We start from the raw sequence: 26,068 nt of genomic DNA, 5'->3' as shown, positions 1-26,068 counted from the left end.
TTCCTTTCGGGAGCCATGCAGGGCCTTAGGTCCGGTGACCGCCATGCCAGTGTTCGAAGCCAAGAATCTCGACTCCGATTTCGAAGGCTTCGCCTTCCTCTCGGCCATTCTGCATCCCTCTGCCGAGGCCCAGACCCGAGCCCTGACGCATGGCCGCAATCGCGCCGCGCGCGGTTCGATGATCGCCGATCCGCTCACCGTCGAGCCGCGATTCCCGGTGCGCAGCGCCGAAGCCGAGATCGAGACCCACGCGTCCTGAGCGCGGGTCCGTCATTGGTGCCGACGGACAGGATGCCGATCGGGCCTCACCACGTCTGAGGCGTGATGGTGCCTTGCTTCGTCACCACCACCCAGGTCTTGCCGCGCCGTTCGATGGCCTCGATCCGGCCGACACCCGGCACGGTGTCGCCCGGTCCGACCTCGACCAGACGGCGCTTACGGTCTTCCAGCACGGCCACCCCGTCATAGACTTCGCGCACGGCCCAGTTCTCGGTCGGTGACGGCTTCGGCTTGTCCGGAATCGTGCCGGTCTCGGTCGGCTCCGCTGCGGCGGCCTTGGCGGCCTGGGGTGCGGGGGCCGGACCCGGAATCGGCATCGCCGCGCGTTTCTCGATCTGGATCGTCAGGGCGGCGAGGCGGGCGCTCTGATCCTTCTCGGCCTGCTCGAGACGATCACCGGTGGCGGCGAGTTTCCCGGTGATGTTCTGCTCGGCGCGGCCGAGCCGCTCCGCGAGGTTGGCGTGCCGGGTCTTCGCCTCCGAGCGCGCCGCCTCGGCGCCCTCCTGAAGCTGAGCCAGGCTTTTTGACAGCCGTTCGATCTGCCGGTCCGATTCGGTCCGAGCGGCGTCCATCTGATGGCGGATCTGGACGAGGACCTCGGCGCCATCGCTGCCGCGCGGGGCGGTCAGGCTCATTGCACCGGCGCCCAGGAGAGACCCGGCACCGAGGGCGACGGCGGCCAGGACGGCGAGGCGCGGTTCGAACCGGAAGGCCGGACGGGCCGCGACCGCGGGCGCCGTATCCACGGGCCGGGCGGCGCGCTCGGCCGTGGCGCGGGCGCCGAGGATCGCCTGCTTGAGGAGGGTGTCGGGCGAGGGTTCCGCCGACGCCGCGAGGACCTTATCCGTCATGACCAAAGCTTCCTGATGGGGCAGGAAGCATTGGTTAAGGCTGTTTCTTTACGAAACCGTTACCTTGTTTTCAGGCGGCCAAGCCACGCTGGCGCAGCAGCGGTTCGATGCTCGGCAACCGCCCCCGGAAGGCGGTGTAGGCCTCCCCTGGATCGCGCAGGTTGCCCGCGCCGTAAACATACTTGCGCAGGCGCGCCGCCGTCTCCGGATGGAAGATGTCCCCGGCTTCGCGGAAGGCATCGAAGGCGTCGGCGTCGAGCACCTCCGACCAGATGTAGCTGTAATAGCCGGCCGCGTAGCCGTCCCCCGAGAAGATATGCGCGAAATGCGGTGTCCGGTGCCGCATCGCGATCTCGGCCGGCATGGCGATGCGCTTGAGGGCATCGGCCTCGAACGCCGCCACGTCGAGGCCGTCCTCGCCGGCGCTCGACAGGTGCAGGGTCATGTCCACGATAGCCGATGCGGTGTACTCGACGGTGGCAAAGCCCTGGTTGAAGGTGCGGGCGGCGAGCAGGCGCTTCAGCAGGTCCTCGGGCATCGGCTCGCCGGTGCGGTGGTGGCGGGCGTGCCGGCGCAGGACCTCCGGCTGCTCCAGCCAATGTTCGTAGAGTTGGGACGGCAGCTCGACGAAATCGCCCGCCACCGCGGTGCCGGACAACAGCGGATAGGTCACGTCGGACAGGAGGCCGTGCAGGGCGTGGCCGAATTCGTGGAACAGCGTGCGGGCATCGTCGAAGGACAGCAGCGTCGCCTCGCCTTCCGGCGCCTTGGCGAAGTTCATCACATTGACGATGATCGGCTTGATGTCGCCGTTGAATCGCTCCTGCGAGCGGAAGGCGCTCATCCAGGCGCCGCTGCGCTTCGTGGCGCGGGCGAAATAATCGCCCAGGAACAGGCCCACTTCCGAGCCGTCCGCATTGCGCACGGCCCAGGCCCGCACGTCCGGGTGATAGCGCGGCACGTCCGGCAGTTCCTCGAAGCGCAGGCCGAACAGCCGCTCGGCCGTATCGAAGGACGCCGCGATCACCCCGTCGAGGGGCAGGTAGGCCTTGATCTCGCTTTCATCGAGGTCGTGCTCGGCCCGCCGCAGCTTCTCGGCGTAGTGCCGCCAATCGTGCTTGGCGAGGTTGAAGTTGTGGCCCTCGGCCTGGACCAGGGCCTGGAGTCGGTTGCGCTCGGCGGCCGCGCGATGGTGGGCCGGCGTCCAGACGTTGCGCAGGAGGTCCATGGCGCGGTCCGGCGAGCCCGCCATCGTGTCCGCGAGCTTGAAATGGGCGAAGCTGTCGTGGCCGAGGAGGCGGGCCCGCTCGGCCCGCAAGGCCACGATCTCGGCGATGAGGCTGCGGTTGTCGGTGGCCCCGCCGTTCTCGCCGCGCCGGGTCCAAGCCTCGTAGGCCTTCTCGCGCAGGTCGCGCCGGGTCGAGAACACCAGGAACGGCTCGATCAGCGACCGCGATAAGGTGATGACATGCTCGTGCGGACTGTTGCGCTCCCGCGCGGCGGACGCGGCGGCCGAGCGCAGGAAGGGGGGAAGTCCGGCCAGGTCGTCTTCGGTCTCGAGCGGCAGCGCGAAGGCGCTCTCGTCGGCGAGAAGGTTCTGGCTGAAGGTGGTGCCGAGTTCCGCCATGCGCCCGGCGATCTCGGCCATGCGGGTCTTGGCGTCGGGGGCGAGATCCGCGCCCGAGCGCCGGAACCGGGTCCGGTAGCGATCGAGCACGCGGCGTTCCTCGGGACCGAGCTGCTCGGCCTCGGCATCCACCGCCGAGATGCGGGCCCACAGGGCGGCGTTGAGGTAGATCGCACTGCCGTGGCGGGCCAGGCGCGGGGTGATGGCGCGCTCGACGGCCTGAAGGTCCGGGTTGGTGTGGCTGCCGCTGAGGTTGAAGAACACCGAAGCGACGCGGTCGAGGTCGTGCCCGGCCCGCTCCAGGGCGCCGACGGTGTTGTCGAAGGTGGCCGGGCCGGTCTCGCCCGCGATCGCCACGATCTCGGCCGCGTGGCTGGCGAGGGCCGTTTCGAAGGCCGGCAGGTAATGGGCGGGCTCGATGTGCTCGAAGGGCGGAAGGCCGTGGGGCGTGGCCCAGGTCCGATCCGCGAAGGGCCCGATCGACGCCGGGGTGCCGGCGATGTCGAGGGTGGCGTCGGGCGTGCCAGAGGTCATTCGCGTTCCTTCGTGCGTCGCGCGGCGTTGCGCACGGTGCGTCGCCTGGAGTGCGTCGCGCCGCGCGACGCAAGGTAAGCACGCGGGCGCCGGGCGCAAAGGCGCCGCTCGGTGACGTTTGCGACGAAGCGTGGGTTTTGTGCGCTTGTCGAAGGGCCTGAAGCCCACGATCGTGCCGGCCCGATGGATCGCTCCGATCAAGGAGCGGCCGGACCAGGATGGAAACGCGATGCGCCTGCGCTGCCGAACCGGCTCCCCGAGGGCGGCCTTCTGGAAGGGCCTCCGGGTCAGCCCGGCCCTCCTTGTCCTGATGCTCCATCCTTCACTGGCATTCGAAAAGGGCGTGCCCTCGGACGCGACCGCGATTCCGATGCCGCCGCCGGCCCCGCCTCCGCGGCCCGTCGATCTTCCGGGCGTGGCTCCTGCGGCTTCGACGGGCGAGACGCCGCGTCCGCCCGAGCGTCCGGCCGAACTCTCGCGCAGCGCTCCGGCGGGACCGGACGCGGCCCGACCGGCCCAAACGGTCAAGGAGGATGGCAAGGCCGGTCCATCCGACGAAGCCGCCAAAGCCGGTGAGACCGTGAAGCCGACGGAGAGCGGCGAGATCCCGGTACCGCCGCCGCGTCCGGCCGACCTTTCAGGGTCGCCGCTCGCCGTCACGGTGGCGCCCCTCGACGACAGCGCCTGCCGGGCCCGACTGGAGCGCCTCGGAGCTCGTTTCGAGGCGTTGCCGGCCATCTCCAACGGCCAATGCGGCGCGGCGCGGCCCCTGAAGCTGACCGCCCTGGCCGACGAGATCGCCCTGACACCCCCGGCGACGCTGGTCTGCGAGACGGCCGAAGCTCTTGCTCGCTGGACGACGGAGGCTCAGGTCGCCGCCACGCGCGACCTCGGCCAGCCCCTCAAAAGCCTGTCGATCGGCACCTCCTACGAGTGCCGGGGCCAGAACCACGACCCCGATGCCAAGCTGAGCGAGCACAGCTTCGCTAACGGCGTCGACGTGATGGCATTCGGGTTTGCCGGGCGTGCCACGATCTCGGTGATGCCGGCGACGGAGGGAACGCCGGAGGCGACCTTCCTGACCGCGGTGCGTGGGCGCGCCTGCGACTTCTTCCGCACCGTACTCGGCCCCGGCTCGGACGCGGCCCATGCCAACCATCTCCACCTCGACGAGCGCCAGCGCAACGCCGGCCATCGGCTCTGTCAGTGACGGACGGAACGCCGAAGGGGCGAGCGCTCTTACTCCTGCGCAAATCATAAGACGGTGCAGGAGTTTCGGGTGATTCAGGGCGGACGATCGATCGGTGGCGGCTTCGCCGTTCTCACTCTGCTTCTGCTGGGAAGCACGGCTTCGGCCGCGCCGAAGGATGACGACAGGAAGACGGGCGAAGCGCCCAGCCTGACGCGCGAGGCGGTGGAATCCGCGACCCTGGTCCGGGGCGATGGGTCCGCCGAGACCGACAAAGCGAAGCGGAGCGGAACGAAGCGGCCGGAGCCGGCCCTGATCAAGGCTCAGATCCTGCTGGACCGGGCGCATTTCTCGCCCGGAGCGATCGATGGCCGCGATGGCGACAACCTGCGCGGTGCGCTCGCCGCCTTCGCCAGTGCCAACGGCCTCAAGGCTGCCAAGGAGTCGAAGCCCGGCAACGGGGTGAAGCCCGAGCTTGCCGAGAAGCTGCAGGCGACCAGCCCCGATCCGGTGCTGACCGAATACACCATCAGCGACGCCGACGCGGCCGGTCCCTATGTCGAGTCCATTCCGCCGAAGATGGAGGCCCAGGCCGATCTCGATGCGCTCGGCTACACCAGCCCGCGCGAGATGCTGGCCGAGCGCTTCCACATGTCGCCCGACCTGCTCGCCGCCCTCAATCCCGACGTCGCCTTCGACAAGGCCGGGACCGTCATCGTGGTGGCGGCGGTGCCCGCGCTGGAGACCGGCAAGCCGAAGCCCGAAGAGAAGCGGAAACGCGAGGAGATAGGATCGAAGCGCCCGGCCAAGGAGGACGACGCGAAGGATTCCGGGAGCAAGGGCAAGGAGGCCAAGGCCGGGCAAGACAAGGTCGACCAGGCCAAGTCCGACCAAGCCAAGTCCGACCAAGCCAAGTCCGACGAGACCAAGGCCCGGCAAACCAAGTCCGACCAGAGCAAAACCGATCCGTCGAACCCGGACGACGCGAAGGCGCGCGATCCCAAGGACGTGACGCGCATCGAGGTGGACAAGGAAAGCCGATCCGTGCGGGCCTTCGACAAGGAGGGCAAGCTCGTGGCCTTCTATCCCGCCTCGATCGGCAGCGAGGAGAAGCCCGCGCCATCCGGCACGGCCAAGGTCGAGGGCGTCGCCTACGCGCCGACCTACACCTACGACCCGAAATACCAATTCGCCGGCGTGAAGGCGAAGACCAAGTTTACGATCCCGCCCGGCCCCAACAACCCTGTCGGCGTGGTCTGGATCGACCTGTCGATCCCGTCCTACGGCATCCACGGCACGCCGGAGCCCGAGAAGGTCGGCAAGACCGAATCGCACGGCTGTATTCGCCTGACCAACTGGGACGCCCGCGATCTCGCCACCCGGGTCACGCGCGGCGCCGAAGTGGTCTTCAAGGACGAGTAGCGCGCCACAGGGCGACCGCCGTCAGGAGCGCGGCATCCGCCAGGAAGGCCAGGGCTGCCGTCGCGGCGGTGCCCTGAAGCATCGCCACGGTGTTCTGGTTCTGAAGGCCGGCCACGATGGGCGTGCCGAGGGTCGCGGCACCCGCGAGGGCGCCGACCGCGGCCGTGGCGATGGCAAGCACCAGTGCGGTGCGCAGGGTCTCGACGAGGTCGGGCGCGGCCAGGGGCAGTTCGATGCGCAGCAGGACCTGCCACCGGTTCAGGCCGATCGCCCGGCCGGCTTCGCGAACCTCCGGGGCCACCCCCTCGATGGCACCCACCGTGCCGCGCAGCACCGGCATGATGCCGTAGGCCACGAGGGCCAGCAGCGTCGGCGGCCCGCCGAAGCCGAGGATTGGCAGGGCGAGAGCCACCACCACGACCGGCGGCACGGCCTGGGCCGCCGCGGCGAGGCCATCGACGGCCGGACGCCATGGAGCTGCGAAGCGGCGGGTGACCAGGAGGCCGAGGCCGATGCCGAGGAGCGCCACCAGCGCCAGGCCGGTTCCGGCGAGGATGAGGTGCCGACCCGCCAGATCGAGGAGGCGCACGGTCTCCAGCGGCCGACGGGCGGGCTCGCCGAGCGCGTCGGCGACGCGGCTCGCCACGGCCGGGTGGCTGGCGATGGCCAGGATGAGGCCCGAGAGGCTGAATCCGAGGGCGGGATGCAGGCTGATCCTCACGCGTGCCACCGCCGGCGCGCTGCCGCTTCGACGGCGCTGAGGCCGCGCTCGGTCCCGAGCGAGAGGGCCACCACCGGAATGGCGCCGAGAAGGATCAGGTCGGGCGCGAACTGGGCCATCCCGTCGAAGACGATCCGTCCGAGGCCCCCGGCTCCCACCAATGCGCCGAGGGTGGCGAGGCCGAGGCTCTGCACGGCGGCGACCCGCAGGGCGCCCACCAGGATCGGCGCGCCGAGTTGAAGGCGCAGGCGGATCAGGATCTGCCCGGGGCTGAGTCCCATGGCCTCGGCGGCCTCCAGGCTCGCGTGGTCGGGGGAGCGCAGCGCCAGGGCGAGGCCGCGCCAGAGCGGCAGGGCCAGGTAGGCCGCGATGGCGACGATCGCCGGCGCCGGCCCGAGCGCCGAGAGGCCGAGATCGCGCAGGATCGGAAGCGCGCGCAGGAGTCCGGCCGTGACAGCGACCAGGGCGCCCAGCAGGGCGACGGCGGGTATCACCTGCACGCCGGTGAGCACCATCGCGACGACGCCCTGCCCCCGGCGCGGCAACGAGAGCAGGACGGCCCCGATTCCAGCGAGGCCGAGCGCTGCGCCGGACAGGATGAGGTGTTCGCCGATCGCCGCATTCACCGCCTCCCGACGGGCCGCATACTCGACGGCGAGCGACAGGGCGCCGACGGCGCCGCTGTTCGCCAGCAGACCGAAGCCGAGGATGCCCCCGAGGGTGATCAGCCAGCCGAGACCCGGACGGTCGGCGCGCCGAACCGCGAGGCCGACGCCCGTCATCAGCAGCGCGGCGGCGAACCAGCTTCCCGGGCCAAGGCTGGCGCGCGCTGCCGGGGGGAGGCCCCCGAGGCTCCGGGCTGCGCCGTCGCCGAGCCCGTAGGCCAGGGCCAAAACGGCGCCAGCGAGAAGCACGATCGCGGCTCCGGCCGAAGCGCGTCGCCTCGACCCCATCAGGAGCCCGAGGGCGAGGCCACTCAGGGCCAGGATCACGGGGAGCAGCCCTCCGAGAACGAGACCGGCGAAGAGCGGCCGACCCTGCGCCAAGCGATTCCCGGCGAGGTTCAGGAGGGGCATCTCCGTCAGTGCCAGGACGAGGGCGCCGAAACCCAAGGCGGTCGCGAGGATCGGCAGCAGCAAGCGGAAACCGATGCTGGGGGGTGTCGCCGAGCGGGCCGGCATCACGGCAGCAATCCGGTCTCGGACAGGTAGCGGGCCGCCACGGCCTCGGCGACCTCCCCGTCGACCGTGATACGGGCGTTAAGGCGCCGCAGCGTGGCGGCGTCGAGGCTTTGAAAGACCCGCGCGAGGGCGGGTGCGATCCCGGGATGGCGCGCCAGGTCGGCCTGCCGGATCACCGGCGCCACCTCGTAGACGATCTGGGCGCCCTGGGGATCGCTCATCACGGTCAGATCGAGGGCCGAGAGGGCGCCATCGGTGCCATAGACCATGCCGGCATTCACGCCGGAGATGCCTTGCGCGGCGGCGCGGGCGGTCACCGACGTATCGCCGCCCGGCAGGCTGACGATGCGGTCGAGCGGCAGGGAGAAGCCGTAGGCCGCTTCGAAGGCCGGCAAGGCTGCGGGGCTCTCGACGAACTCGGTGGAGGCTGCGAGGCGGATGAGACCGCCCCGGACGGCGCGCGCGAAATCCACCATGGTGGCGAGGCGCTCACGCCGCGCAAGAGCGCCGTTGACCGCGATCAGCCAGGTGTTGTTGGCCGGGGCGCGCGTGAGCCAGACCAATCCCCGCTCCGCATCGCTCCGGCGGATGGTGTCGTAGGCGCTCTCAGCCGATTTCCATGCCGGATCGCTCTCCGTCCCGGTGAAGAAGGCGCCGTTCCCGGTATATTCGGGGTAAATCGTGATGTCCCCCGCCAGCAGGCTCGCCCGGACGATCAAGGTCGGTCCGAGGCCGAGCCTGCGCTGCACCGGAAGCCCGAGCCGTTCGAGCACCAGCGCGATCATCGCGCCTGTCAGGGCCCCTTCGGTGTCGCTTTTCGAAGCGACCACCAAGGGGGTGAGACCCAGGCCCGCGTCGCTCGCCAGCAAGCCCGAGGCGGCGAGGCCGGTCATGACGGTGCGTCGCGTCAGCTTCCGGACGAAGGATGATCCACTTAACTTATGTTGTTGGTACAAGCGGGTGTCCTGCCTAGGGAGCGTTCGACGCGAGTCCGAAATGTATCACAGCGTAACATTGCTGCCGTGTTGAGGGCATCCGGCCGTCCCGGGACGCTTGACACGCTTCGCGGAACGGGCGACGGCTCGCTCTGTGCCGGGGCGTAACATGCGCCTCGCAGTCTCTCGGGTTCGTTCATCCTTCGGGATGCTCGGCGGCAATGGCACACGGTGGGAGCGAGGACCTGAACATCCTTCCTGAAGGTGTTCTGGAATTTCGAACGAATCGAAGGGAAGAAGCCCCGGCGTGAGTGCTCAAGTGGACGAAGACCTTCTCAACGGGGCTCGCGTGCTTGTCGTCGAGGACGAAGCGGCGATATCGATGCTTCTCGAAGACATGCTGCTGGATTTCGGCTGCACCGTCGTCGGACCGGCCGCGCGCCTGTCGACAGCCCTGGAAATGGCGCAGAACGAGAGTTTCGAGGTCGCCATTCTCGACGTCAACGTCGCGGGTGAGCCGATCTATCCGGTGGCCGAGGCGATCGTGGGGCGCAACCTCCCCATCGTGTTCTCCACCGGCTATGGCGGGGCCGGCATCCGCGAGCCGTTCCGGGATCATCCGGTGGTGCAGAAGCCCTTCAGCCAGGCCGATCTCAAGCGGACGCTGATCGCCGCCGTCGCCGCCGCCCGCGCCTGACCTCACGCGATCGGCCTGACCTTACGTGATCGGGAAGGCATCCGTCACGTGACGGGGCCAGCGACCCGGCGCGACGAACATCGCATCGGCCCGGAACGTGGCGCCCCCGGCGGCCGGATGCCGGCTGATCCAGGCCCGTGCGGCCCGTGAGAAGCGCGCGACCTTGCGGGCGTCGATGGCGGCCCGCGCCTCATCCAGCGTCCCCCGCGCCTTGACCTCGACGAACGCGATGGTGTCGCCGCGCCGGACGATCAGGTCGATCTCGCCTCCGGCGGCGCGGAAGCGCGAACCGAGGGGGCGATAGCCCTTCAGCATCAAGGCGAGCAGCGCCAGAGTCTCGGCGATGCGTCCGCGCCGTTCGGTGGCGCGTCGATGCGCTTCGGATCGCCCGTCAGGCATCGTCGCGACGGGCCAGCGCCAGGGCGCGGGCATAGACGACGCGGCGCGGCTGACCGGTCTCCTCCGCCACCAGGGTGGCGGCGTCCTTGATCGAGTGACGCGCCAGGGCGGCCGTCAGGGCCGCGTCGATGCCGGCGTCGGTTGCGGCCGCGTCGGGCACCTCGGCCTGCGTGCCGATGATCACCACCACCTCGCCCTTCGGTGCCCCCTCCTCCGCGTAGAGCGCGGCGAGGTCGCCGAGGCTGCCGCGCCGGATCGTCTCGTAGAGCTTGGTCAATTCGCGGGCGACCGCCGCCGGGCGGCTCGCGCCGAGTACCGCCACGGCATCGACCAGCATCTCGGGCAACCGATGCGGGGATTCGAACAGCACGAGGGTGCCGTGGATCTGCCCGAGGGCTTCGAGACGGTTGCAGCGCGCGCCGGATTTCGCCGGCAGGAAGCCTTCGAAGAAGAACCGGTCGGTCGGCAGGCCGGCGGCCACGATGGCGGTCATCACCGCCGAGGGGCCGGGAATGGGGGTGACGCTGAGGCCGGCCTCGATCGCGGCCTGCACCAGCTTGAAGCCCGGGTCGGAAACCAGCGGGGTGCCCGCGTCCGAGACGAGCGCCAGGGCTTCGCCGGCCTGCATCCGGGCGACCATCCGCTCGCGCACCGCCGCGTTCGAGTGCTCGTGATAGGCCACGAGGGGCGTGGTGATCCCGTAATGCATCAGCAGCGTGCGGGTGACGCGGGTGTCCTCGGCCAGCACCGCATCGGCGGCGGCCAGCGTCGCCAGCGCCCGGAACGAGACGTCCTTGAGGTTGCCGATCGGCGTCGCCACCACGTGCAGGCCCGGCTCGATGGATTCCGCCTCCGCCGCGAGGCCGAAGGCCGTGAAGGTGGCGGGCGGCTTGCCATCCGCCGCGTCCCGGCGCCGACGGGTACGGGTGTCGATCTTCTGCGTCATGAACCGACCTTGCCACGATCGGACCCACAAGCGGAATGCGCTGTGACGGGGGGCTCACATTTACTTTTGATCCTCAGACTTTATGCGTGGGGCGTCGGCTGGCGACAGGAGGTCCTCCGATGGGGCGCGGGAACAGGCTGCAATCCGGACTGGTGGGCCTCGTGACCCTTCTGGGGCTCTCGGCCTGCGTCGGAGGGCCGGATGGCGGCGCGCGCGTGAGCCGGCGGGCTCCGGCGACCACGCCGGTCGAGGTGGTTGCCCCCGATGTGCCCGGCGCCGTGGCAGCGGGCCGGATCGGCACCGGAACCGTCAAGGTGGCGCTGGTGGTGCCGCTCTCCGGACCGGGCTCCGCCGTGGGCACCGCGATGCGCAACGCGGCCGAACTCGCGATCGAGGATTTCCAGAAGCCCGACCTGCAGATCCTGGTGAAGGACGATCGCGGCTCGCCGGACGGCGCGCGCGAGGCGGCCCAGGCGGCCTTGGCGGACGGGGCCGAACTCGTCCTCGGCCCGCTGTTTGCCGCCAATGTCCAGGCGGCGGCCGGCGTGATCCGGCCGGCCGGCAAACCGCTGATCGCCTTCTCGACCGATTCCGGCGTCGCCGCGCGCGGCACCTATCTGCTGAGCTTCCTGCCCCAGGCCGAGGTGGACCGGGTGGTCGACGAATCGGTGGCGGCGGGTCGGAAATCCTTCGCGGCGGTGATCCCGGAAACGAGCTACGGCCAGGCGGTCGAGGCGCAGTTCCGAGAGGCGGTGGCGCGCAAGGGCGCCCGGCTGGTCGCCATCGAGCGCTATCCCGCGGGCAATCCCGGCCCGGCCATCGGCCGCCTGTCCGGCCTCATCACCGGCCCGGCGGCGCAGGCCGACGCGTTGTTCCTGCCCGATACCCCGGACGGTCTCGGGGCCGTGGCGGCCGCCCTCACCAAGGCGAACTTCTCACCCACGCGGGTCCGGCCGATCGGCACCGCCGTCTGGAACGATCCCCGGGTGTTCGCCCTGCCGGCGCTCCAGGGCGGCTGGTTCGCGGCACCGGACGCGGCCGGTTTCAACGGCTTCTCGCAGCGCTATCAGGCCCGGTTCGGATCGGTGCCGCCGCGCGTCGCCACCCTCGCGTACGACGCCGTTTCGCTGATGGCGGCCCTGTCGCGCCAGTTCGGCTCGCAGCGCTTCGCCGACACCACCCTCACCAATCCGTCGGGCTTCTCCGGGATCGACGGGACGTTCCGGTTCCGGCCGGACGGCCCGAGCGACCGGGCGCTGGCGGTCTACGAGATCCGCTCCGGCGCTCCGGTCGTCGTCAGTCCCGCCCCGCGCACCCTCACGCCCTCGGGCACCTGATCAGGCGGCGAGCGCGGCCACCACGGCGTTGAGCACCGGCGCCCCGGCCGGGGTCGCGGCGATGCGGCCGCCCGCATGTCGGGCGATCAGCCCGTCGGCGACGAGGCCGTCGATCCGCGCCGGGTCGAGGACTCTGCCTTTCAGGAGCGCGTAGCGGCGCGGGTCGATACCCTCGCGCAGGCGCAGGCCCATCATCAGGAATTCGTCGCCCTGGTCGGAGGCCGCCAGGGTCTCGGTCTCGACGATGCCGTGACCGTCGCGCTCGACGCGGGCGAGCCAGGCTTCCGGCGCCCGCTCGGTGACGGTGCCGATCCGGCCCTCCGCCCCGACGAGGCGACCGTGGGCGCCGGGGCCGATACCCGCATATTCGCCGTAGCGCCAGTACAGCAGGTTGTGGCGTGATTCCGCGCCCGGACGGGCGTGGTTCGAGATCTCGTAGGCGGAGAGCCCGGCGCGGTCGCAGACCTCCTGGGTCACGTCGTAGAGGAGGCGGGCGGAATCGTCGTCCGGCGGCACCAGCTTGCCGGCGGCGGCGAGACCGTAGAACGGCGTGCCGGGCTCGATGGTGAGCTGATAGAGCGACAGGTGTTCGGCCGCCCGCGCGATGGCGCCCTCCAGTTCGGCCCGCCAAGCGGCCGGGCTCTGATCCGGGCGCGCATAGATGAGGTCGAAGGAGTAGCGCTCGAAATGGGCGGCGGCGACCCGGACCGCCGCCATGGCTTCCGCGGCGCTGTGCAGGCGTCCGAGCTGCTTCAGGGAGACGTCGTCCATGGCCTGGACGCCGAGGGAAACGCGGTTGACCCCGGCGGCGCGGTAGCCGCGAAAGCGCTCCGCCTCGACGCTGGTGGGATTGGCCTCCAGGGTGATCTCGACCTCGGGTGCCACGGTCCAGGCCCCGCCGATGGCGTCGAGGAGCCCCGCCACGGTGGCGGGCTGCATCAGGGAGGGCGTGCCGCCGCCGAGGAAGACGCTCGACACGGTGCGCCCGGGCGTGCGCGCCGCCACATGGGCGATCTCGGCCCTGAAGGCCTTGAGGAAGCGGACCTCGTCCACCGGCGCATGGCGCACATGGCTGTTGAAGTCGCAATAGGGGCACTTCGAGGCGCAGAAGGGCCAGTGGACATAGACCCCGAACCCGGCATCGCGGGTCGGATGGTCCGGGCCTGTCGGTTTGGTCATGGGGCGCACGTCATGGGGCGGATGTGCGCGCGGGATTGCGGTTTGGCAATCCCGCCGCCGGTTTCAGGGACGCCGCAGGCAGCTCTGCGCCAGGAGCACGAAGGCGCGGGCGCGGTGCGACAGGGCGTTGCCGGTCTGCCAGTCGACGCCGTGCTTTTCCTCCGAAGAGATCTCACCGAAGGTGCGGTCGTAACCGTCGGGCAGGAACATCGGATCGTAGCCGAAGCCGCTCGCGCCCCGAGGAGCCACGAGTTCACCGAAGACCCGTCCCTCGAAGGTCTCGGTGTGGCCGTCCGGCCAGGCGATCACCAGGGCGGAGACGAAATGCGCCCGCCGGGTGGTAGCGCCGCGCTTGTCGAGTTCCGCGGCGATGCGCGCCATGGCGCCCGCGAAATCCTTCGACGGCCCGGCCCAGCGGGCCGAGAACAGCCCGGGCGCCCCGTCCAGCGCGTTCACGCACAGACCGGAATCATCGGCAAAGGCCGGCAGATTCGAGGCCGTCGCGGCGGCGAGCGCCTTGAGGGCGGCGTTCTCGGCAAACATCGTTCCGGTCTCGTCCGGCTCGGGCAGGCCGAGTTCGCCGGCCGAGACCGCATCGACGCCGAAGGGTGCCAGCAACTCGCGCATCTCGACGAGCTTGCCGGCATTGTGGGTCGCGATGACGACGCGGCCCGTGAGGATGCGAGGGTCGCTCATACGCCAATAGCCTGCTTCTGGAGGACGACGAGGGACTGGACCCCACCCTTGGCGAGGCGCAGCAATTCGAGCAGCTCGTCTTCCGAGAACGGCTTGCCCTCGGCGGTGCCCTGCACCTCCACGAGGCCGCCGGTGCCCGTGATGACGAAGTTGGCGTCGGTCTCGGCCGCGGAATCCTCGTCGTAGTCGAGGTCGAGCACCGGCTTGCCCTTGTAGATGCCGCAGGAAATCGCCGCCACGTGGTCGCGGAGGGGGTCGACCGAGATGATCGAGCGGCTGCGCATCCAGGTGAAGCACTCGTGCAGGGCGACCCAGGCGCCGGTGATCGCAGCGGTGCGGGTGCCGCCATCGGCCTGGATCACGTCGCAATCGACCGTGATCTGGCGTTCGCCCATCGCCGGCAGGTTGGTGACGGCGCGCAGCGAGCGGCCGATCAGACGCTGGATCTCCTGGGTGCGGCCCGAGGGCTTGCCGGAATTCACCTCGCGCCGGGTCCGCTCGTGGGTGGCGCGCGGCAGCATCGAATATTCGGCCGTCACCCAGCCCTTGCCGGAGCCGCGCAGCCAGCCCGGGCCACGCTCTTCGAGCGAGGCCGTGCACAGGACCTTGGTGTCGCCGAAGCTGACGAGGCAGGAGCCCTCGGCATGGCGGGAGACGGCACGCTCCAGGGTCACCGTGCGCATTTCGTCGGTCGCGCGCTTCGAGGGGCGCATGCCGCTCTCCTTCCAGAATCAGGGTTGGGAGCGGGCTTTACGGGTCCGGGTCCGGGCCTGCAAGCGAGGCTGTCACGCGAGGCCTGCCGGCGGACGGGGGATGGCCTATACGAGGAGGGCCGCCCCGAAGGGCGGCCCGTGGCCGAAGAGGGCCACCCCGAAGGGCGGCCCGTGGCACGAATGCGCTCAGTAGCGGTAGCGGCGGTGACCGAAGTGATGGCCGCGGCGGTGACCGTAATGATGGCCGAAATGGCGGCGATGGTGATGGCCGAAGTGGCGGCCGCGATGGTGGTGGTGCCGGAAGCCGCGGCGATGATGACGCCAATGGCCGCCATACTGCACCTGGGTGAGGCCGACGGCCGGAGCGGCGACTTCGGTGGACACCATGGCGGGGGCGGCCTGGGCACCCTGGGGTGCGCCGAACAGCATGGCGCCGACCATCGCGAGAACGATGGCGAACGACTTGATCAGGCCGGATCGAGCTGAGTGTCTCATGGGTCTCTGCCTCCTGGTGGCTTCGGCTTGAGCGATTCGCCGGCGGGTGTTCACCGACGACGCACCCATGCAGATCGCGATGGGCGAGCGAGCCGGAGAACGATAGGCCCGGCAAATCGCGGGATACGGGAACGCACGACCCGGCCGGATCGTCGCAAATGGCCAAGCTGTTTCTTTGGGCAGCGGCGCGGTCTTGCTTCTCATGAGGCAAACGGCGTGGGAAAGGCCGGGCGTATCGTTTCGGTGCCGCGGTGCGTTTGGAAGCGGTGCGTTGTCAGCGCCGCGCGTTCGTGAAGGCGCGGCGCCGCCTTTCCGGCCCGAGTCCGGCCTGGCGACGGCACGGTGGATTGTATTAACCCGTGGAGGACGTCACACTCCCCGTCTCAGGAATGGATCGTGACCGAGCCCGCCCGCCCCTTTTCGACCGTGCAGCAGATGCAGGTTCTCAGCGCGCTGAACGAGCGCTCGCGCGAGATCTTCCGTCAGATCGTCGAAAGTTATCTCACCACCGGTGAACCCGTCGGCTCGCGCAACCTCGCGCGCATCCTGCCGATGTCCCTCTCGCCCGCCTCGATCCGCAACGTCATGGCGGATCTCGAGCATTCCGGCCTGATCTTCGCGCCCCACGCTTCGGCCGGGCGGCTGCCGACCGAGCAGGGCCTGCGCTTCTTCGTCGACGCCATGCTGGAGGTCGGCGATGTCGGGCGCGAGGAACAGGAGCGGATCGAGACCCAGATGCGCGCGGCCGCGTCCGGCCACACCTTCGATTCGGCGCTGGCCGAAGCCTCGATGCTGCTCTCCGGCGTCTCCCGCGGGGCCGGAGTGGTGCTGACCACCAAGACCAACGTGCATCTGAAGCACATCGAATTCGTGCGTCTCGACCCGACCCGTGCCCTCGTGGTCCTGGTCTCCGACGACGGCTCGGTGGAGAACCGCCTGCTCGACCTGCCGCCCGGCCTGCCCGCCAGCGCCCTGCAGGAGGCCTCGAATTACCTGAACGCCCGCCTGCAGGGACGGACGCTCGGGTCGTTGCGGGCCGAGATCGAATCCGGCCGCCAGGTGATGAAGCGGGAACTCGACGCCATCACCGAGCGGCTGGTCGATGCCGGTCTCGCCGTCAGCGTCGGCCCTTCGGATGCGCGCCAGCTGATCGTGCGCGGACAGTCGAACCTCCTCGACGACCTGCGCGCCGCAGAGGATCTTGAGCGCATCCGCCTGCTTTTCGACGACCTCGAGACCCAGAAGGATGTGATCGAACTGCTGTCGCGCGCCGAGGGCGGCGAGGGCGTGCGCATCTTCATCGGCTCGGAGAACAAGCTGTTCTCCCTGTCCGGATCGTCGATGATCGCGGCGCCGTTCCGCGACGGCTCGCAGAAGATCGTCGGCGTCGTCGGGGTCATCGGTCCGACGCGGCTGAACTACGCCCGCATCGTGCCGATGGTCGATTACACCGCCCGGGTGGTCTCCGGGCTGCTGGATCGCAAGCGCTGAGCGACACCCGTGGGAGGCGGAGCCGAAGCTCCGCCTCCGCATTGCGTGCGACCGACGATCAGCCGCGGATCACGTCGACGATCTCGTAGGTGTCGGGATCGACGATGACGATGTCGTCGCCGACCAGCACGTAGCGGTAATCCTCGTATTCGGGCGCGATCCGGACGATGTCCGGCGGCAGGTCGTAGAGGGTGTAGCTGCGGGCGATGGCCGTGCCGACGCTGAGAGCGAACACGCCGGCGGCCAGACGCGGAACTCCACGGCGGATCACGCTCTGACGGAACTCCGTGCGCTGCGGGGCCGCGAGACGGCCATAGGCTCCGCGCACGGCTCCCCGATCACCTCTGCTATCGCGATCCGACCGACCGTCCCGTCCGCCGCGGTCGTCCCGGTCGGCCCGGCCATCACGATCGGCTTTTCCATCGCGGGTGGCCTTACCGTCACGATCCGCCTTGCCGTCACGATCCGCCTTGCCGTCGCGATCACCCTTCACGTCCCGGTCTGCCCGGCCGTCTCGGTCGGCCGCGCCGTCCCGCGTTGCAGCGCCACCGGTCTCGCGACCGCCCCGTTCGCCGGTTGCCTGTCCCGGGCGCTCACCGCCGCGCGGACCCGCACCGCCTTCGGCCCCGCGCGCGCCGGCTCCACCGGCCTCGCCGCGCGATCCGGCGCCAGCCCCGGTTTCAGCGCCACCGGTCCCGCCGCGCATCCCGCCGCCGCCCGCGCCGCCGGCTCCCATGCCCGCGCCTCCGGCACCACCACCCGCGCCCATACCGGCGCCACCACCTGCACCGCCGGCGGCACCACCGCCCGCGCCACCACCCGGGCCGGCCTGCGCGAACGCCGTCGTTGCGCCGAGAAGAAGGGCCGTTGCCGCTACCGTGCTCCGGAAGAGCTTGCTCATGGGGTCGTTTCCAGTCTCGTTGTGGGAAGCACCGTCCCGTGCCGTCGCCCTCCGCAACGAAGTTCTACGAAAGACCGTTCCGTCTTTTCTTGGTCTGATCTTACGACGTTTGCCGCGCGGGCATTTTGTACGGGCTGCGTAAGCTTAGCGATCGGTCTTCCACAGCCAAGTTTGCCGTTGATCTTGTCGGTGTACGCCAACCCGCTGAGCGGGCTTGTGAAACCAGCCTCACAGAGTAACGTCCGCGCCAAAGACGCCGCCGACCGGCGACGCCGAGAGCACAGGGACGAGACGGATGACAGGTGGGCCGGGGACACTCACGCACAGGGCGGACGAAGCGGCGGATAGCCGCCGCAGAATCAAGGCGATCGTCGCCTCCTCGTCGGGCAACCTCGTCGAGTGGTTCGATTTCTATTGTTACGCCTTCTTCGCCCTCTACTTCGCGCCCGTCTTCTTCCCCGAGGGGGATGACACCAGCCAGCTTCTGAAATCGGCCGCCGTCTTCGCCGTCGGCTTCTTCATGCGGCCAATCGGCGGCTGGCTCTTCGGCCGCATCGCCGATCGCCTCGGCCGCAAGAAATCGATGCTGATCTCGGTGCTGATGATGTGCGCCGGCTCGCTGATGATCGCAGTCCTGCCGACCTACGCGACGGCCGGCCATCTCGCCCCCGCACTGCTGCTGCTCGCGCGGATGATCCAGGGCCTGTCGGTGGGCGGCGAGTACGGCACCAGCGCCACTTACATGAGCGAAATCGCCGTGAAGGGCCGGCGCGGATTCTTCGCCTCGTTCCAGTACGTCACCCTGATCGGCGGCCAGCTGCTGGCCTCGCTGGTGCTGATCATCCTCCAGAGCTTCCTCACCGCGCAGGAACTCACCGCCTGGGGCTGGCGCATCCCGTTCGTCATCGGTGCCGTCGCGGCCGTGGTCGCTCTCTACCTGCGTTCGTCGCTGCAGGAGACCGCCACCAAGGAGGACATGGCCAAGAAGGATTCCGGCACCTTCGCCGCCCTGTTCAAGCACTGGCGCGCCTTCTGCGTGGTGCTGGCCTATACGGCCGGCGGCTCGCTGAGCTTCTACACGTTCACCACCTACATGCCGAAGTATCTCTTCAACACCGCCCATATCGACAAGGTCACCGCTTCGCAGATCTCCACCGCAGCCCTGTTCGTCTACATGATCATCCAGCCCTTCTTCGGCTGGCTCTCGGACCGGATCGGCCGCAAGGCCAACATGCTGCTCTATAGCGGCCTCGGCACCCTGATGGTGGTGCCGCTGATGACCGCCATCGGTTCGACGCAGAACGCGGTGCTGTCGTTCGCGCTGATCATGGTCGGCCTGATTGTGATCAGCTTCTACACGGGCATCAGCGGCATCGTGAAAGCCGAGCTGTTCCCCACCCAGGTGCGGGCGCTGGGCGTCGGCCTGTCCTACGCCATCGCCAACTCGCTGTTCGGCGGGACCGCGGAGGCGGTAGCCCTGTACCTGAAGCAGATCGGCTCCGAGAGCAGCTTCTTCTGGTACGTGACCGTGATGCTCGGCATCGCCTTCATCGCCTCGCTGATCATGCCGAACCCGAAGCGCCACGGATATCTCGACGGCGACGGGACGGTCGAGGAGGCGCTGACGCGCAAGACCCGGCTCTCGGCCGCCTGACGGCGCCACGGCCCTGCAATCGAAATCGCACGCGGTGCTCCTGCACCGCGTGCTTTTTTTATGCCTGCGGGTTTCAGATCAAACTGGTTTTGATCGGCTCCTTTATCAGCATGTTTGTCAACGGTGATTTGATGACGGAATGCTGACGATTAATTAACGTGACACGGGGCGAGGGCAAAATCAATATCACGACAAAAGAGAGGTTTGGCGCGACCCTATTCCTCCAACACACACTCGGTCGCCGCTCCCTTCTGGAGGTATTGTCATGAAACGCATCAGAACCGTTGCCGCCGCACTTGTTGCGACATCGCTCCTCGGCGGCGTGGCTTTCGCCAACGACAAGCCGGCCGCGCAGGCCGCTCCCCCGATCTCGGCGGCCCAGCAGGCGGCGGATCGCGACGTCGGAAAGCTGTCCAAGGACGGCGCGCAGGCCTTCCGCGACCTGCACCTCGCCCGGATCGCCATCTTCAACGCCGATCCGACCCAGGCCAAGGACCTGATCGGCAAGGCTCAGGCGGCGCTCACCAAGGTGAAGACGGACGAGTCGGTCTTCACGAAGGCGGAAACCGATCTGCACGCGACGCCCAAGAAGTCCGCACCCGCCACCGAGGCGAGCAAATCTTCCGATGCTGCCAAGCCATCGACCAAGCAAACCGCTTGGGTTCCGGTCGACGGGCAGCTGACCCTGGGCGAGGACTTCGTCGCGTCGCCGGCCAAGGCCGCCGCGGTGGCGACCGCCAACAAGAGCCTGGAGAAGGGTGATCGCAAGGCCGCCATCGACCAGCTCAAGCTCGCGGGCGTCGATGTGAACTTCGTCCTGGCGGTGGTGCCGCTCGATCAGACCACCACCGATGTCGACCAGGCGGCGACCCTGATAAACCAGGGCAAGTACTATGAAGCCAACGCCGTCCTGAAGAAGGCGGAGGACGGGCTGCGCTTCGACATCGTCGATATGGTGAGCATGCCACAGAAGGGCGCGGCTGCCGCTGCGCCGGCTCCGGCCGCCGCCGCCGCGACGGCTCCCGCCGCCACCGGCACGACGGTCAAGAAGTAAGGGTCCGATCCCGGACGGATGCGAGCCGCTTCCCCTCACGAGGGGGTGCGGCTCGCATCCGTGCCGGAGGTGGCCCCTGCGCCGGGCGGATCTTCCCGTTCGGCGTCTCGCGCCCTGCTTCCGGCCCGGTTCGTCCGAGATCCGTCGATGAAGGTACCCACCGTGATCAGTATCGGGATCAGCCTCGGCCTTCTGTGCTCGGCCGCCGTCACGGGGTTCGGCCTCGTCCTGGCCTCCGGCCTGTTCGGCCACCCCGTCGACGGCCAATTGCCGAGCGACTGGGGCTGGAGCCTCGTCATGATGGGATCGGCGAGCCTGCTCGCCTTCGGAATCTTCGGATGGCGCCGCAATCATCCCGATTCGTGACCACACCCGGCCTGTCGCGCGGGCCGGCACGTTAGGCGATCCGGCCCGCCACCCGCCGACATGTTCTGGTCCTGCCTATTCCGCGCCCGGCCTACGCGTCAGGTCGCCTCGCCCAGCACCGCCCGGCGCTGGCGGTCCAGTTCCTCGCTGTAGCGCTTCAGCGTGTGGCTCTCGGTCAGCAGGCCGATGACTTTGCGGGTCTTCAGGTCCTCCACCACCGCCAGAGCTTCGCTCTCGGTCCTGTCGAACGCCGCCGTCGCCGCCTTGGCATTCATCTCGGCGGTCAGAACATCGTCGCGATGGCGCAGGAGGCTGGCGAGATCGGGCGAAGCCCCCTCCGTCTCCAAGAGGGCCGCATGGGCTTCGGGCACGAGCACGATCCCGGCGTAGCGGCCGTCCCCGTCCACCATCACCACCCGTGAGGGCGATCCGAGCGGGTGCTTGCGCAGGAAGCTGGCGAGGCTCTGGTCGATGGAGGCCGTCGAGACCTCGCGGCGCATCAGCCGGCCCACCGTCAGCGTCCGGATCCAGCCGACGTCATGCGCGCTGCGGATGCTCTCGCCCCGGAGATGGAAGCGCCAGGTCGCGAAGGAGTAGCCGAAGGTCTTGCGCACGGTCAGGGAGGAGGCGATCACCGCCACCAGCACCAGGCCGGTGATCGGGAAGCTGCCGGTGAGTTCGAGGGCGAGGAACGTCATGGTCAGCGGCCCGCCGATCACCGCCACCGACAGGGAGCTCATGCCGATCACCGCGTAGGCGAGCGGGGTCAGGCCGAAATTCACCATTCCGGGCAGGATCAGCGGCATCCCGACCGCGAAGATCTCGCCCGCCACGGCGCCGAGGAAGAGCGAGGCGAAGAACAGGCCGCCGCGGAAGCCGGAGCCGATGGAGATCGCCGAGGCGATCGCCTTGGCGACGAACAGCACGATGAGGGCGGAGAGGCCGAGGGCGTTGCCATGCGCCTCCAGGTGCAGGTGCAGCGCCCCGTGCCCGCCGGACAGGACCTGGGGCGAGGCCAGGAGCGCCAATCCGCCGACGCAGAGGCCTCCCACCACCGGGGCGCAGAGCGCGGGCAGACGGGTGATGCGGAAGCCGGCCTCGACCAGGGTGACGCCGCGCATGATCAGGATGCCGAGCCCGGCGCAGAGCAGCCCGAGGGTGAGGCTCGGCACCGTGTCGAGGGTCGTCAGCACCGTGGTGGTGATCGCGTCGGCCCGGTCGACCGTGACGAGGGAGGTTTGCGCCACCAGCGCCCGGGCGACGACGCTGCCGCACAGGGCGGCCACCACGACGGGCGTCAAGGTGGCGATGGAATAGGTCCCGATGATGAGTTCGAAGGCATAGAACGCGCCGGTCAGGGGGGCGCCGAAGGCTGCCGCGATGGCGGCGGCCGCCCCGCAGCCCACCAGGGTGCGCTGGTCGGCGCGCCGCAATTCGAAGGACAGGCCGAGGCGGGAGGCGACGCCGGCACAGAACTGCGTGTAGGCCGCCTCCATGCCCACCGAGACGCCGCTGCCGTTGGAGATCGTGTTCTGGATCACCACCACGGTGGAATCACTAAGCGACATGCGCCCGCCGTGCAGGGCGTTGGCCTCGATGGGGTCGACCGGCGCGCGCCGGGGGCGCCGGCGCCAGCGCAGCGCGAGGGTGAACAGCGCGAGCAGGACGCCGCCGAAGGCGGGCGCCAGCAGGATCGCCAGGGGCGAGAGATCCGTAGCGGCGCTGAGGCGCATGCCCGGCGGCAGGCCGTACAGCACCTCGCGCATCGCCTGCGTCGCCCGGTTCATCGCCGCCACCGACAGGCCGGAGGCGCATCCGATCAGGCCGGCCAGGACGATAAGGCCGATTTCGCTGCCGCGCACGAGGGCGCGCAGTCGCCCCGGCGCCTGCACGAGCACCTGTCGGGCAGCCGGCGAAGAGGAAGAGCGGTTGCGCAGGGGCATGGGCCGGGCTGGAAGCGGTCGCGGACGGCGACGGAGAGGCATCGAGGCCTCCCCTTACCCTGCGGCTGATAGAGGCGTCGATGGCTGAACCGGGCACGCATGGCCCTGACAGGCCGGGACAGATCCACACTTTTGCCGACGATCGGCCGAAGGCGGCTTGAAATGCGGCGCGGCTCGGGATAGATCGCCCGCAGTGCCGCTGTAGCTCAGTTGGTTAGAGCGCTTGATTGTGGATCAAGAGGTCCCCCGTTCGAGCCGGGGCAGTGGTACCATTCTGTGAATCGAAGTGTCGGGCGGTCGTGCGTGAGCAGGGCCGCTTTTCGCGTTTAAGTCCCACTTTTGCGCGGCGCGCCCGAAACGTGCCGGGGTGTGCGCCAGCGCTCTCGACACTGAGACAAACTTGCCACGGGATTGCCCCAAACTGGGCCGTGTTGTCGCCACATCTCGCAAGCTAATCTCAATCCAGGTCAGGGAACGAGGTTGGGTCGAGCAGATGCAGGGTCGAAACGTCGGATCGTCGCGGACCGTCTTCGCCAAGAACTCGCAGGCTCATAAAGGATCGCTCGCACCGCGCTTCGGCTCCGTCGCAGCGCCGGACGGCTCCGAAGCGCTGACCCTGTCGGGACGCGTCGGCCACGATCACGGCAGCCGCCCGGCCCTGACCCGCTCGGTGCTCTCGATGCTGCTCCTGGCCGGCGGCCTCGGCGCGGTCCTGTCCTACGGCGTCGGTCCGGAGGCCGGTGTCGTCCAGTCGGCCCAGGCCATGACCGAGATCGCGATGCCGCGCCCCCGCGTCCAGCCGATGCCGGTCATCTTTCAGGCCTCCGCCTCGGCCACCCTGCCCGCCTCCGTGTCGCCCACCCCGGCGGCGATCACCGCGTCCTCGGCCTTCGCGCCGGTCCACGACCTCGACACCGAACTCGGCTCCAACGCGGTCGACCGGGTGTCCTATGACTACCTCCTCACCGAGAGTTCGATCGGCGACCCGAACGAGGTCATCGAGTTCGGCCCGATGAAGATCCGGCGACACCTCGTGCAGAAGATCGTCCGGGCGGCGCAGGCGGTGCAGACCGATCCGGTGCTGCTGATGGCGGTGGCCGACAAGGAATCCAGCTTCAAGACCGAAGTGCAGGCACAGACCTCCTCGGCCACCGGCCTGTTCCAGTTCATCGAGCGGACCTGGTTGGGCGTGGTGCGCGACTTCGGACCGAAATACGGTCTCGCCACCGATGCGGCCCTCGTGGTCACCGGCGACAACGGCCGGCCCACCGTGTCGGACCCGGCCGAGCGCACGCGCATCCTCGAGATGCGGCGCGACCCCTACCTGTCCGCCCTGCTCGCCGGCGAGATGCTGAAGCGCGACGCCGCCCGCATCGCCCTGCGGATCGGCCGCGAACTCACCCTCGGCGAGGTCTACCTCGCCCACTTCCTCGGGCCGGACGATGCCGAGGACTTCCTTGCCACGGTGGTCGACAAGCCGAAGGCGGCGGCCGCCCAGATGCTGCCGGGCCCGGCGCGCGCCAACAAGACAATCTTCTTCGCCGCCCAGCGCGGGCGTCGCAAGGCGGCGAGCCTGTCGGTGGCCCAGGTGCACGAGAAGTTCGAGACCATGATGAGCACCCGCGGCGCCCGCTATCGCGACGTCCGCTCCATGGCCGGCGTGCTGGCCTATGCCGATGCGGCGGTGGATTGAGGCACCGTACCGGCTCAAACGCAGGCCAGGGATGATTTCCGGCAACTGACTGTCACCTCCGGGCTTTAATGTCGGCGCCTCCGCTCGTGGCGGCGCACCGAGACACCAACGGCGGAGGCCCTGCTTGTCGGACCCGAAAGGCACCAACGCGGATCGCTCGTCGTCCGTGAGCCGGATTCCTCTCGGCGACACGCTGACGCCGAGCCTGTCCCTCGACCGGATCGGTCAGGCTCTGGCCTCGTTCTACGACGACCTGATCGCCGAGGGCATTCCCGACCACCTCGCCTCACTGATTCGCCAGGTTCAGTCCGAACCTGCGGCCGCCTCCGAAGCGGCGCCCCGGGCCAAGCCGCAGCCGCTCAAGCTCGCCCTGGTGGTCGAGGACGATGCCGCCACGCGCGCGCTGGCCGAGGCCCTCCTGAGCGATACCGAACTCGGCGTGCTCGGGTGCGATAGCGCCGAGGCCGCCCTCAACGTCATGCGCGAGCGCGGCGGCGATGTCGCCCTGGTCTTCGCCGATGTCAGCCTTGCCGGGGCGATGGATGGGGTGCAACTGGCCTCCGCCATCGCGCTGCTGTGGCCGTCCGCCCGTGTGGTGGTGACGTCGGGCGGAAAGGCCGAGCGTCCGAGCAGCCTGCCGGACCAGGCGGTCTTCATTCCGAAGCCGTGGCGGCCCTTCGATCTGCTGACCGAGGCCGATCTCGCGACCAGCACCCCGCAACCCATCATTTCCTGATAAGGCTCCCCGGCGCACGATTTGCATTGCTTCCCGCAGCGTCCGTGCCGACCAGACCACGCCGCGCGGCGTGGTGGAGCCCCTCGCCTTGCCGATCCTGTCCGTCCGCCACCTGACCATCTATCGCTATCGACAGCCGGTGGCCTTCGGTGAGCATCGCATCCTGTTCCGGCCGCGCGACAGTTACGATCAGCGCCTGATCTCGGCGAACCTGAAGATCACGCCGGAACCGAGCGGGCTGCGCTGGCTCCATGACGTCTTCGGGAATTGCGTGGCCGTCGCGTCGTTCACCGGGCGGGCGGCGCAGCTCACCTTCGAGTGCACCATCACCCTCGATCACACGCCCGAGCTGACTCCGATCTTCCCGATCGCGCCGCACGCGGCGTTCTATCCGTTCGGCTACGGCGCCGACGACATCCCCGATCTCAGCCGCTCGATGGAGCGGCAATACGCGGACCCGCGCAACGAGGTCGATAGCTGGGCGCGCAGCTTCGTCCCCCCGGCGGGACGGATCGGAACCCAGGACCTCCTAGCCGAGATGACGCGCAGCGTCCGACGCAACTTCGCGTATCTGGCGCGCTCCGAGAAGGGCGTGCAGGACCCGGTCACCACCCTGCGGCTCAAGCGCGGCAGCTGCCGCGATTTCGCGGTGTTGATGATCGAGGCCGTGCGCGCCCTCGGCATGGCGGCCCGCTTCGTCTCGGGCTACCTCTACAACCCACGCGGGGATCGCGACCGGCATGTGGGTGGTGGCTCGACTCATGCTTGGGTGCAGGTCTACCTGCCTGGTGCGGGGTGGATCGAGTTCGATCCGACGAACGGCATCGTCGGAAATCGCGACCTGATCCGCGTCGCCGTCGCACGCGATCCGCGTCAGGCCGTGCCGCTGCACGGGTCGTTCTTCGGGTTTCCGGCGGATGATCTGGGCATGACGGTGAGCGTCCACGTCGATGAAGTCGTGCCGAGTGCCGTGGAGCCTTGGGCGACCGATCCGCAGGTGGCGCGTTGAAGGACCGGGTGCGCCCCAGG

25 protein-coding genes and 1 tRNA gene are annotated in these 26,068 nt (G+C 69.4%); 13 read left to right on the top strand and 13 right to left on the bottom strand.

The genetic code is table 11. The features are described 5' to 3' along the window. Nucleotides 1-43: 43 nt before the first annotated feature. Nucleotides 44-259: a hypothetical protein gene (locus ASF57_RS07815; protein ID WP_056482707.1), complete on the top strand. Its 216-nt coding sequence runs from the start codon at nt 44-46 to the stop codon at nt 257-259. A 46-nt stretch (nt 260-305) separates the two neighbouring features. Here ASF57_RS07815 and ASF57_RS07810 read toward each other — a convergent pair whose 3' ends face one another. Beyond that, on the bottom strand, nt 306-1,130 hold the full coding sequence (locus ASF57_RS07810) for a hypothetical protein (protein ID WP_056481694.1): 825 nt from the start codon (nt 1,128-1,130) through the stop codon (nt 306-308). Nucleotides 1,131-1,200: 70 nt separating this feature from the next. Continuing rightward, nucleotides 1,201-3,291 (bottom strand): M3 family metallopeptidase, encoded by a 2,091-nt coding sequence (locus ASF57_RS07805; RefSeq protein WP_082503762.1) that lies wholly within the window; start codon nt 3,289-3,291, stop codon nt 1,201-1,203. A 310-nt stretch (nt 3,292-3,601) separates the two neighbouring features. On the opposite strand from ASF57_RS07805, the gene ASF57_RS07800 reads away from it, so the two are divergent. Next, nucleotides 3,602-4,501 (top strand): extensin family protein, encoded by a 900-nt coding sequence (locus ASF57_RS07800; protein WP_156376047.1) that lies wholly within the window; start codon nt 3,602-3,604, stop codon nt 4,499-4,501. 69 nt (nt 4,502-4,570) lie between these two features. Further along, nucleotides 4,571-5,902, top strand: a complete 1,332-nt coding sequence (locus ASF57_RS26835) for a L,D-transpeptidase (protein WP_244476860.1) — start codon at nt 4,571-4,573, stop codon at nt 5,900-5,902. Here ASF57_RS26835 and ASF57_RS07790 read toward each other — a convergent pair. The 3 genes from ASF57_RS07790 to ASF57_RS07780 are packed head-to-tail and all read right to left on the bottom strand — an operon-like array spanning nt 5,889 to nt 8,697. Next, nucleotides 5,889-6,632, bottom strand: a complete 744-nt coding sequence (locus tag ASF57_RS07790) for an ABC transporter permease subunit (protein ID WP_056481691.1) — start codon at nt 6,630-6,632, stop codon at nt 5,889-5,891. The two genes, ASF57_RS26835 and ASF57_RS07790, sit on opposite strands and share 14 nt — an antisense overlap. Further along, the gene (locus tag ASF57_RS07785; protein WP_056481688.1) at nt 6,620-7,804 is read right to left on the bottom strand and encodes an ABC transporter permease subunit; all 1,185 of its coding nucleotides are present in this window, start codon (nt 7,802-7,804) and stop codon (nt 6,620-6,622) included. Before ASF57_RS07785 ends, ASF57_RS07790 begins: the two co-directional genes overlap by 13 nt. After that, the gene (locus tag ASF57_RS07780) at nt 7,804-8,697 is read right to left on the bottom strand and encodes a glycine betaine ABC transporter substrate-binding protein (protein WP_056481685.1); all 894 of its coding nucleotides are present in this window, start codon (nt 8,695-8,697) and stop codon (nt 7,804-7,806) included. The genes ASF57_RS07785 and ASF57_RS07780 overlap by 1 nt, the downstream gene beginning before the upstream one ends. Before the next feature lie 349 nt (nt 8,698-9,046). Between ASF57_RS07780 and ASF57_RS07775 the strand changes: the two genes are divergently transcribed. Next, nucleotides 9,047-9,436 carry a response regulator gene (locus ASF57_RS07775; protein WP_056481682.1) on the top strand — a complete coding sequence of 130 codons (390 nt, stop codon included), beginning with the start codon at nt 9,047-9,049 and terminating at the stop codon, nt 9,434-9,436. A 21-nt stretch (nt 9,437-9,457) separates the two neighbouring features. Here the strand turns inward: ASF57_RS07775 and ASF57_RS07770 are convergent, their stop codons facing one another. Together ASF57_RS07770 and rsmI are read right to left on the bottom strand one after the other, a co-directional pair. Further along, the gene (locus ASF57_RS07770) at nt 9,458-9,835 is read right to left on the bottom strand and encodes a YraN family protein (RefSeq protein WP_244476859.1); all 378 of its coding nucleotides are present in this window, start codon (nt 9,833-9,835) and stop codon (nt 9,458-9,460) included. Then, a complete protein-coding gene (gene rsmI, locus ASF57_RS07765) occupies nt 9,828-10,781 on the bottom strand; it encodes a 16S rRNA (cytidine(1402)-2'-O)-methyltransferase (protein WP_056481680.1) in 954 nt (317 codons plus the stop codon). Before rsmI ends, ASF57_RS07770 begins: the two co-directional genes overlap by 8 nt. Nucleotides 10,782-10,900: 119 nt before the next feature. Here rsmI and ASF57_RS07760 point away from each other — a divergent pair, with 119 nt between their 5' ends. Then, a complete protein-coding gene (locus tag ASF57_RS07760; RefSeq protein WP_056481677.1) occupies nt 10,901-12,118 on the top strand; it encodes a penicillin-binding protein activator in 1,218 nt (405 codons plus the stop codon). On the opposite strand, the gene hemW is transcribed toward ASF57_RS07760, so the two are convergent. From hemW to ASF57_RS07740, 4 genes are all read right to left on the bottom strand, one after another. Continuing rightward, nucleotides 12,119-13,297, bottom strand: coding sequence for a radical SAM family heme chaperone HemW (gene hemW / locus ASF57_RS07755; protein ID WP_056481674.1), 1,179 nt, complete (start codon nt 13,295-13,297; stop codon nt 12,119-12,121). Between the two features lie 63 nt (nt 13,298-13,360). Further along, nucleotides 13,361-13,993 (bottom strand): RdgB/HAM1 family non-canonical purine NTP pyrophosphatase, encoded by a 633-nt coding sequence (gene rdgB, locus ASF57_RS07750; protein ID WP_056481671.1) that lies wholly within the window; start codon nt 13,991-13,993, stop codon nt 13,361-13,363. Further along, entirely contained in the window at nt 13,990-14,706 is a 717-nt protein-coding gene (gene rph / locus ASF57_RS07745) for a ribonuclease PH (protein WP_056481668.1), read from the bottom strand. The genes rdgB and rph overlap by 4 nt, the downstream gene beginning before the upstream one ends. Nucleotides 14,707-14,892: 186 nt before the next feature. Beyond that, nucleotides 14,893-15,201 carry a hypothetical protein gene (locus ASF57_RS07740; RefSeq protein ID WP_082503761.1) on the bottom strand — a complete coding sequence of 103 codons (309 nt, stop codon included), beginning with the start codon at nt 15,199-15,201 and terminating at the stop codon, nt 14,893-14,895. A 435-nt stretch (nt 15,202-15,636) separates the two neighbouring features. Between ASF57_RS07740 and hrcA the strand changes: the two genes are divergently transcribed. After that, nucleotides 15,637-16,692, top strand: a complete 1,056-nt coding sequence (gene hrcA, locus ASF57_RS07735) for a heat-inducible transcriptional repressor HrcA (protein WP_200935846.1) — start codon at nt 15,637-15,639, stop codon at nt 16,690-16,692. A 58-nt stretch (nt 16,693-16,750) separates the two neighbouring features. On the opposite strand, the gene ASF57_RS07730 is transcribed toward hrcA, so the two are convergent. Then, nucleotides 16,751-17,593, bottom strand: coding sequence for a DUF1236 domain-containing protein (locus ASF57_RS07730; protein ID WP_056481665.1), 843 nt, complete (start codon nt 17,591-17,593; stop codon nt 16,751-16,753). A gap of 295 nt (nt 17,594-17,888) precedes the next feature. Here ASF57_RS07730 and ASF57_RS07725 point away from each other — a divergent pair, with 295 nt between their 5' ends. The 3 genes from ASF57_RS07725 (at nt 17,889) to ASF57_RS07715 (ending at nt 20,667) form a co-directional block, all read left to right on the top strand. After that, a complete protein-coding gene (locus tag ASF57_RS07725; RefSeq protein ID WP_056481662.1) occupies nt 17,889-19,247 on the top strand; it encodes an MFS family transporter in 1,359 nt (452 codons plus the stop codon). A gap of 265 nt (nt 19,248-19,512) precedes the next feature. Beyond that, the gene (locus ASF57_RS07720) at nt 19,513-20,301 is read left to right on the top strand and encodes a YfdX family protein (protein WP_056481659.1); all 789 of its coding nucleotides are present in this window, start codon (nt 19,513-19,515) and stop codon (nt 20,299-20,301) included. A gap of 147 nt (nt 20,302-20,448) precedes the next feature. After that, a complete protein-coding gene (locus ASF57_RS07715) occupies nt 20,449-20,667 on the top strand; it encodes a hypothetical protein (RefSeq protein WP_056481656.1) in 219 nt (72 codons plus the stop codon). Between the two features lie 98 nt (nt 20,668-20,765). On the opposite strand, the gene ASF57_RS07710 is transcribed toward ASF57_RS07715, so the two are convergent. Continuing rightward, complete coding sequence (locus ASF57_RS07710) at nt 20,766-22,610, bottom strand: chloride channel protein (RefSeq protein WP_056481653.1); 1,845 nt, start codon at nt 22,608-22,610, stop codon at nt 20,766-20,768. A 195-nt stretch (nt 22,611-22,805) separates the two neighbouring features. On the opposite strand from ASF57_RS07710, the gene ASF57_RS07705 reads away from it, so the two are divergent. The 4 genes from ASF57_RS07705 to ASF57_RS07690 all read left to right on the top strand — a co-directional run bounded on the left by ASF57_RS07705 (nt 22,806) and on the right by ASF57_RS07690 (nt 26,048). After that, nucleotides 22,806-22,882 (top strand) — tRNA-His (locus ASF57_RS07705). A gap of 221 nt (nt 22,883-23,103) precedes the next feature. Beyond that, nucleotides 23,104-24,303, top strand: coding sequence for a transglycosylase SLT domain-containing protein (locus ASF57_RS07700; RefSeq protein WP_056481650.1), 1,200 nt, complete (start codon nt 23,104-23,106; stop codon nt 24,301-24,303). A gap of 205 nt (nt 24,304-24,508) precedes the next feature. Beyond that, nucleotides 24,509-25,039 carry a response regulator gene (locus ASF57_RS07695; RefSeq protein WP_056482696.1) on the top strand — a complete coding sequence of 177 codons (531 nt, stop codon included), beginning with the start codon at nt 24,509-24,511 and terminating at the stop codon, nt 25,037-25,039. Nucleotides 25,040-25,127: 88 nt separating this feature from the next. After that, on the top strand, nt 25,128-26,048 hold the full coding sequence (locus ASF57_RS07690) for a transglutaminase family protein (protein WP_056190432.1): 921 nt from the start codon (nt 25,128-25,130) through the stop codon (nt 26,046-26,048). Nucleotides 26,049-26,068: the final 20 nt, after the last annotated feature.

The sequence above is a fragment of the Methylobacterium sp. Leaf117 genome (assembly GCF_001422985.1).
Lineage (GTDB): Bacteria > Pseudomonadota > Alphaproteobacteria > Rhizobiales > Beijerinckiaceae > Methylobacterium.
This window is presented reverse-complemented; position numbering and strand designations above follow the sequence as displayed.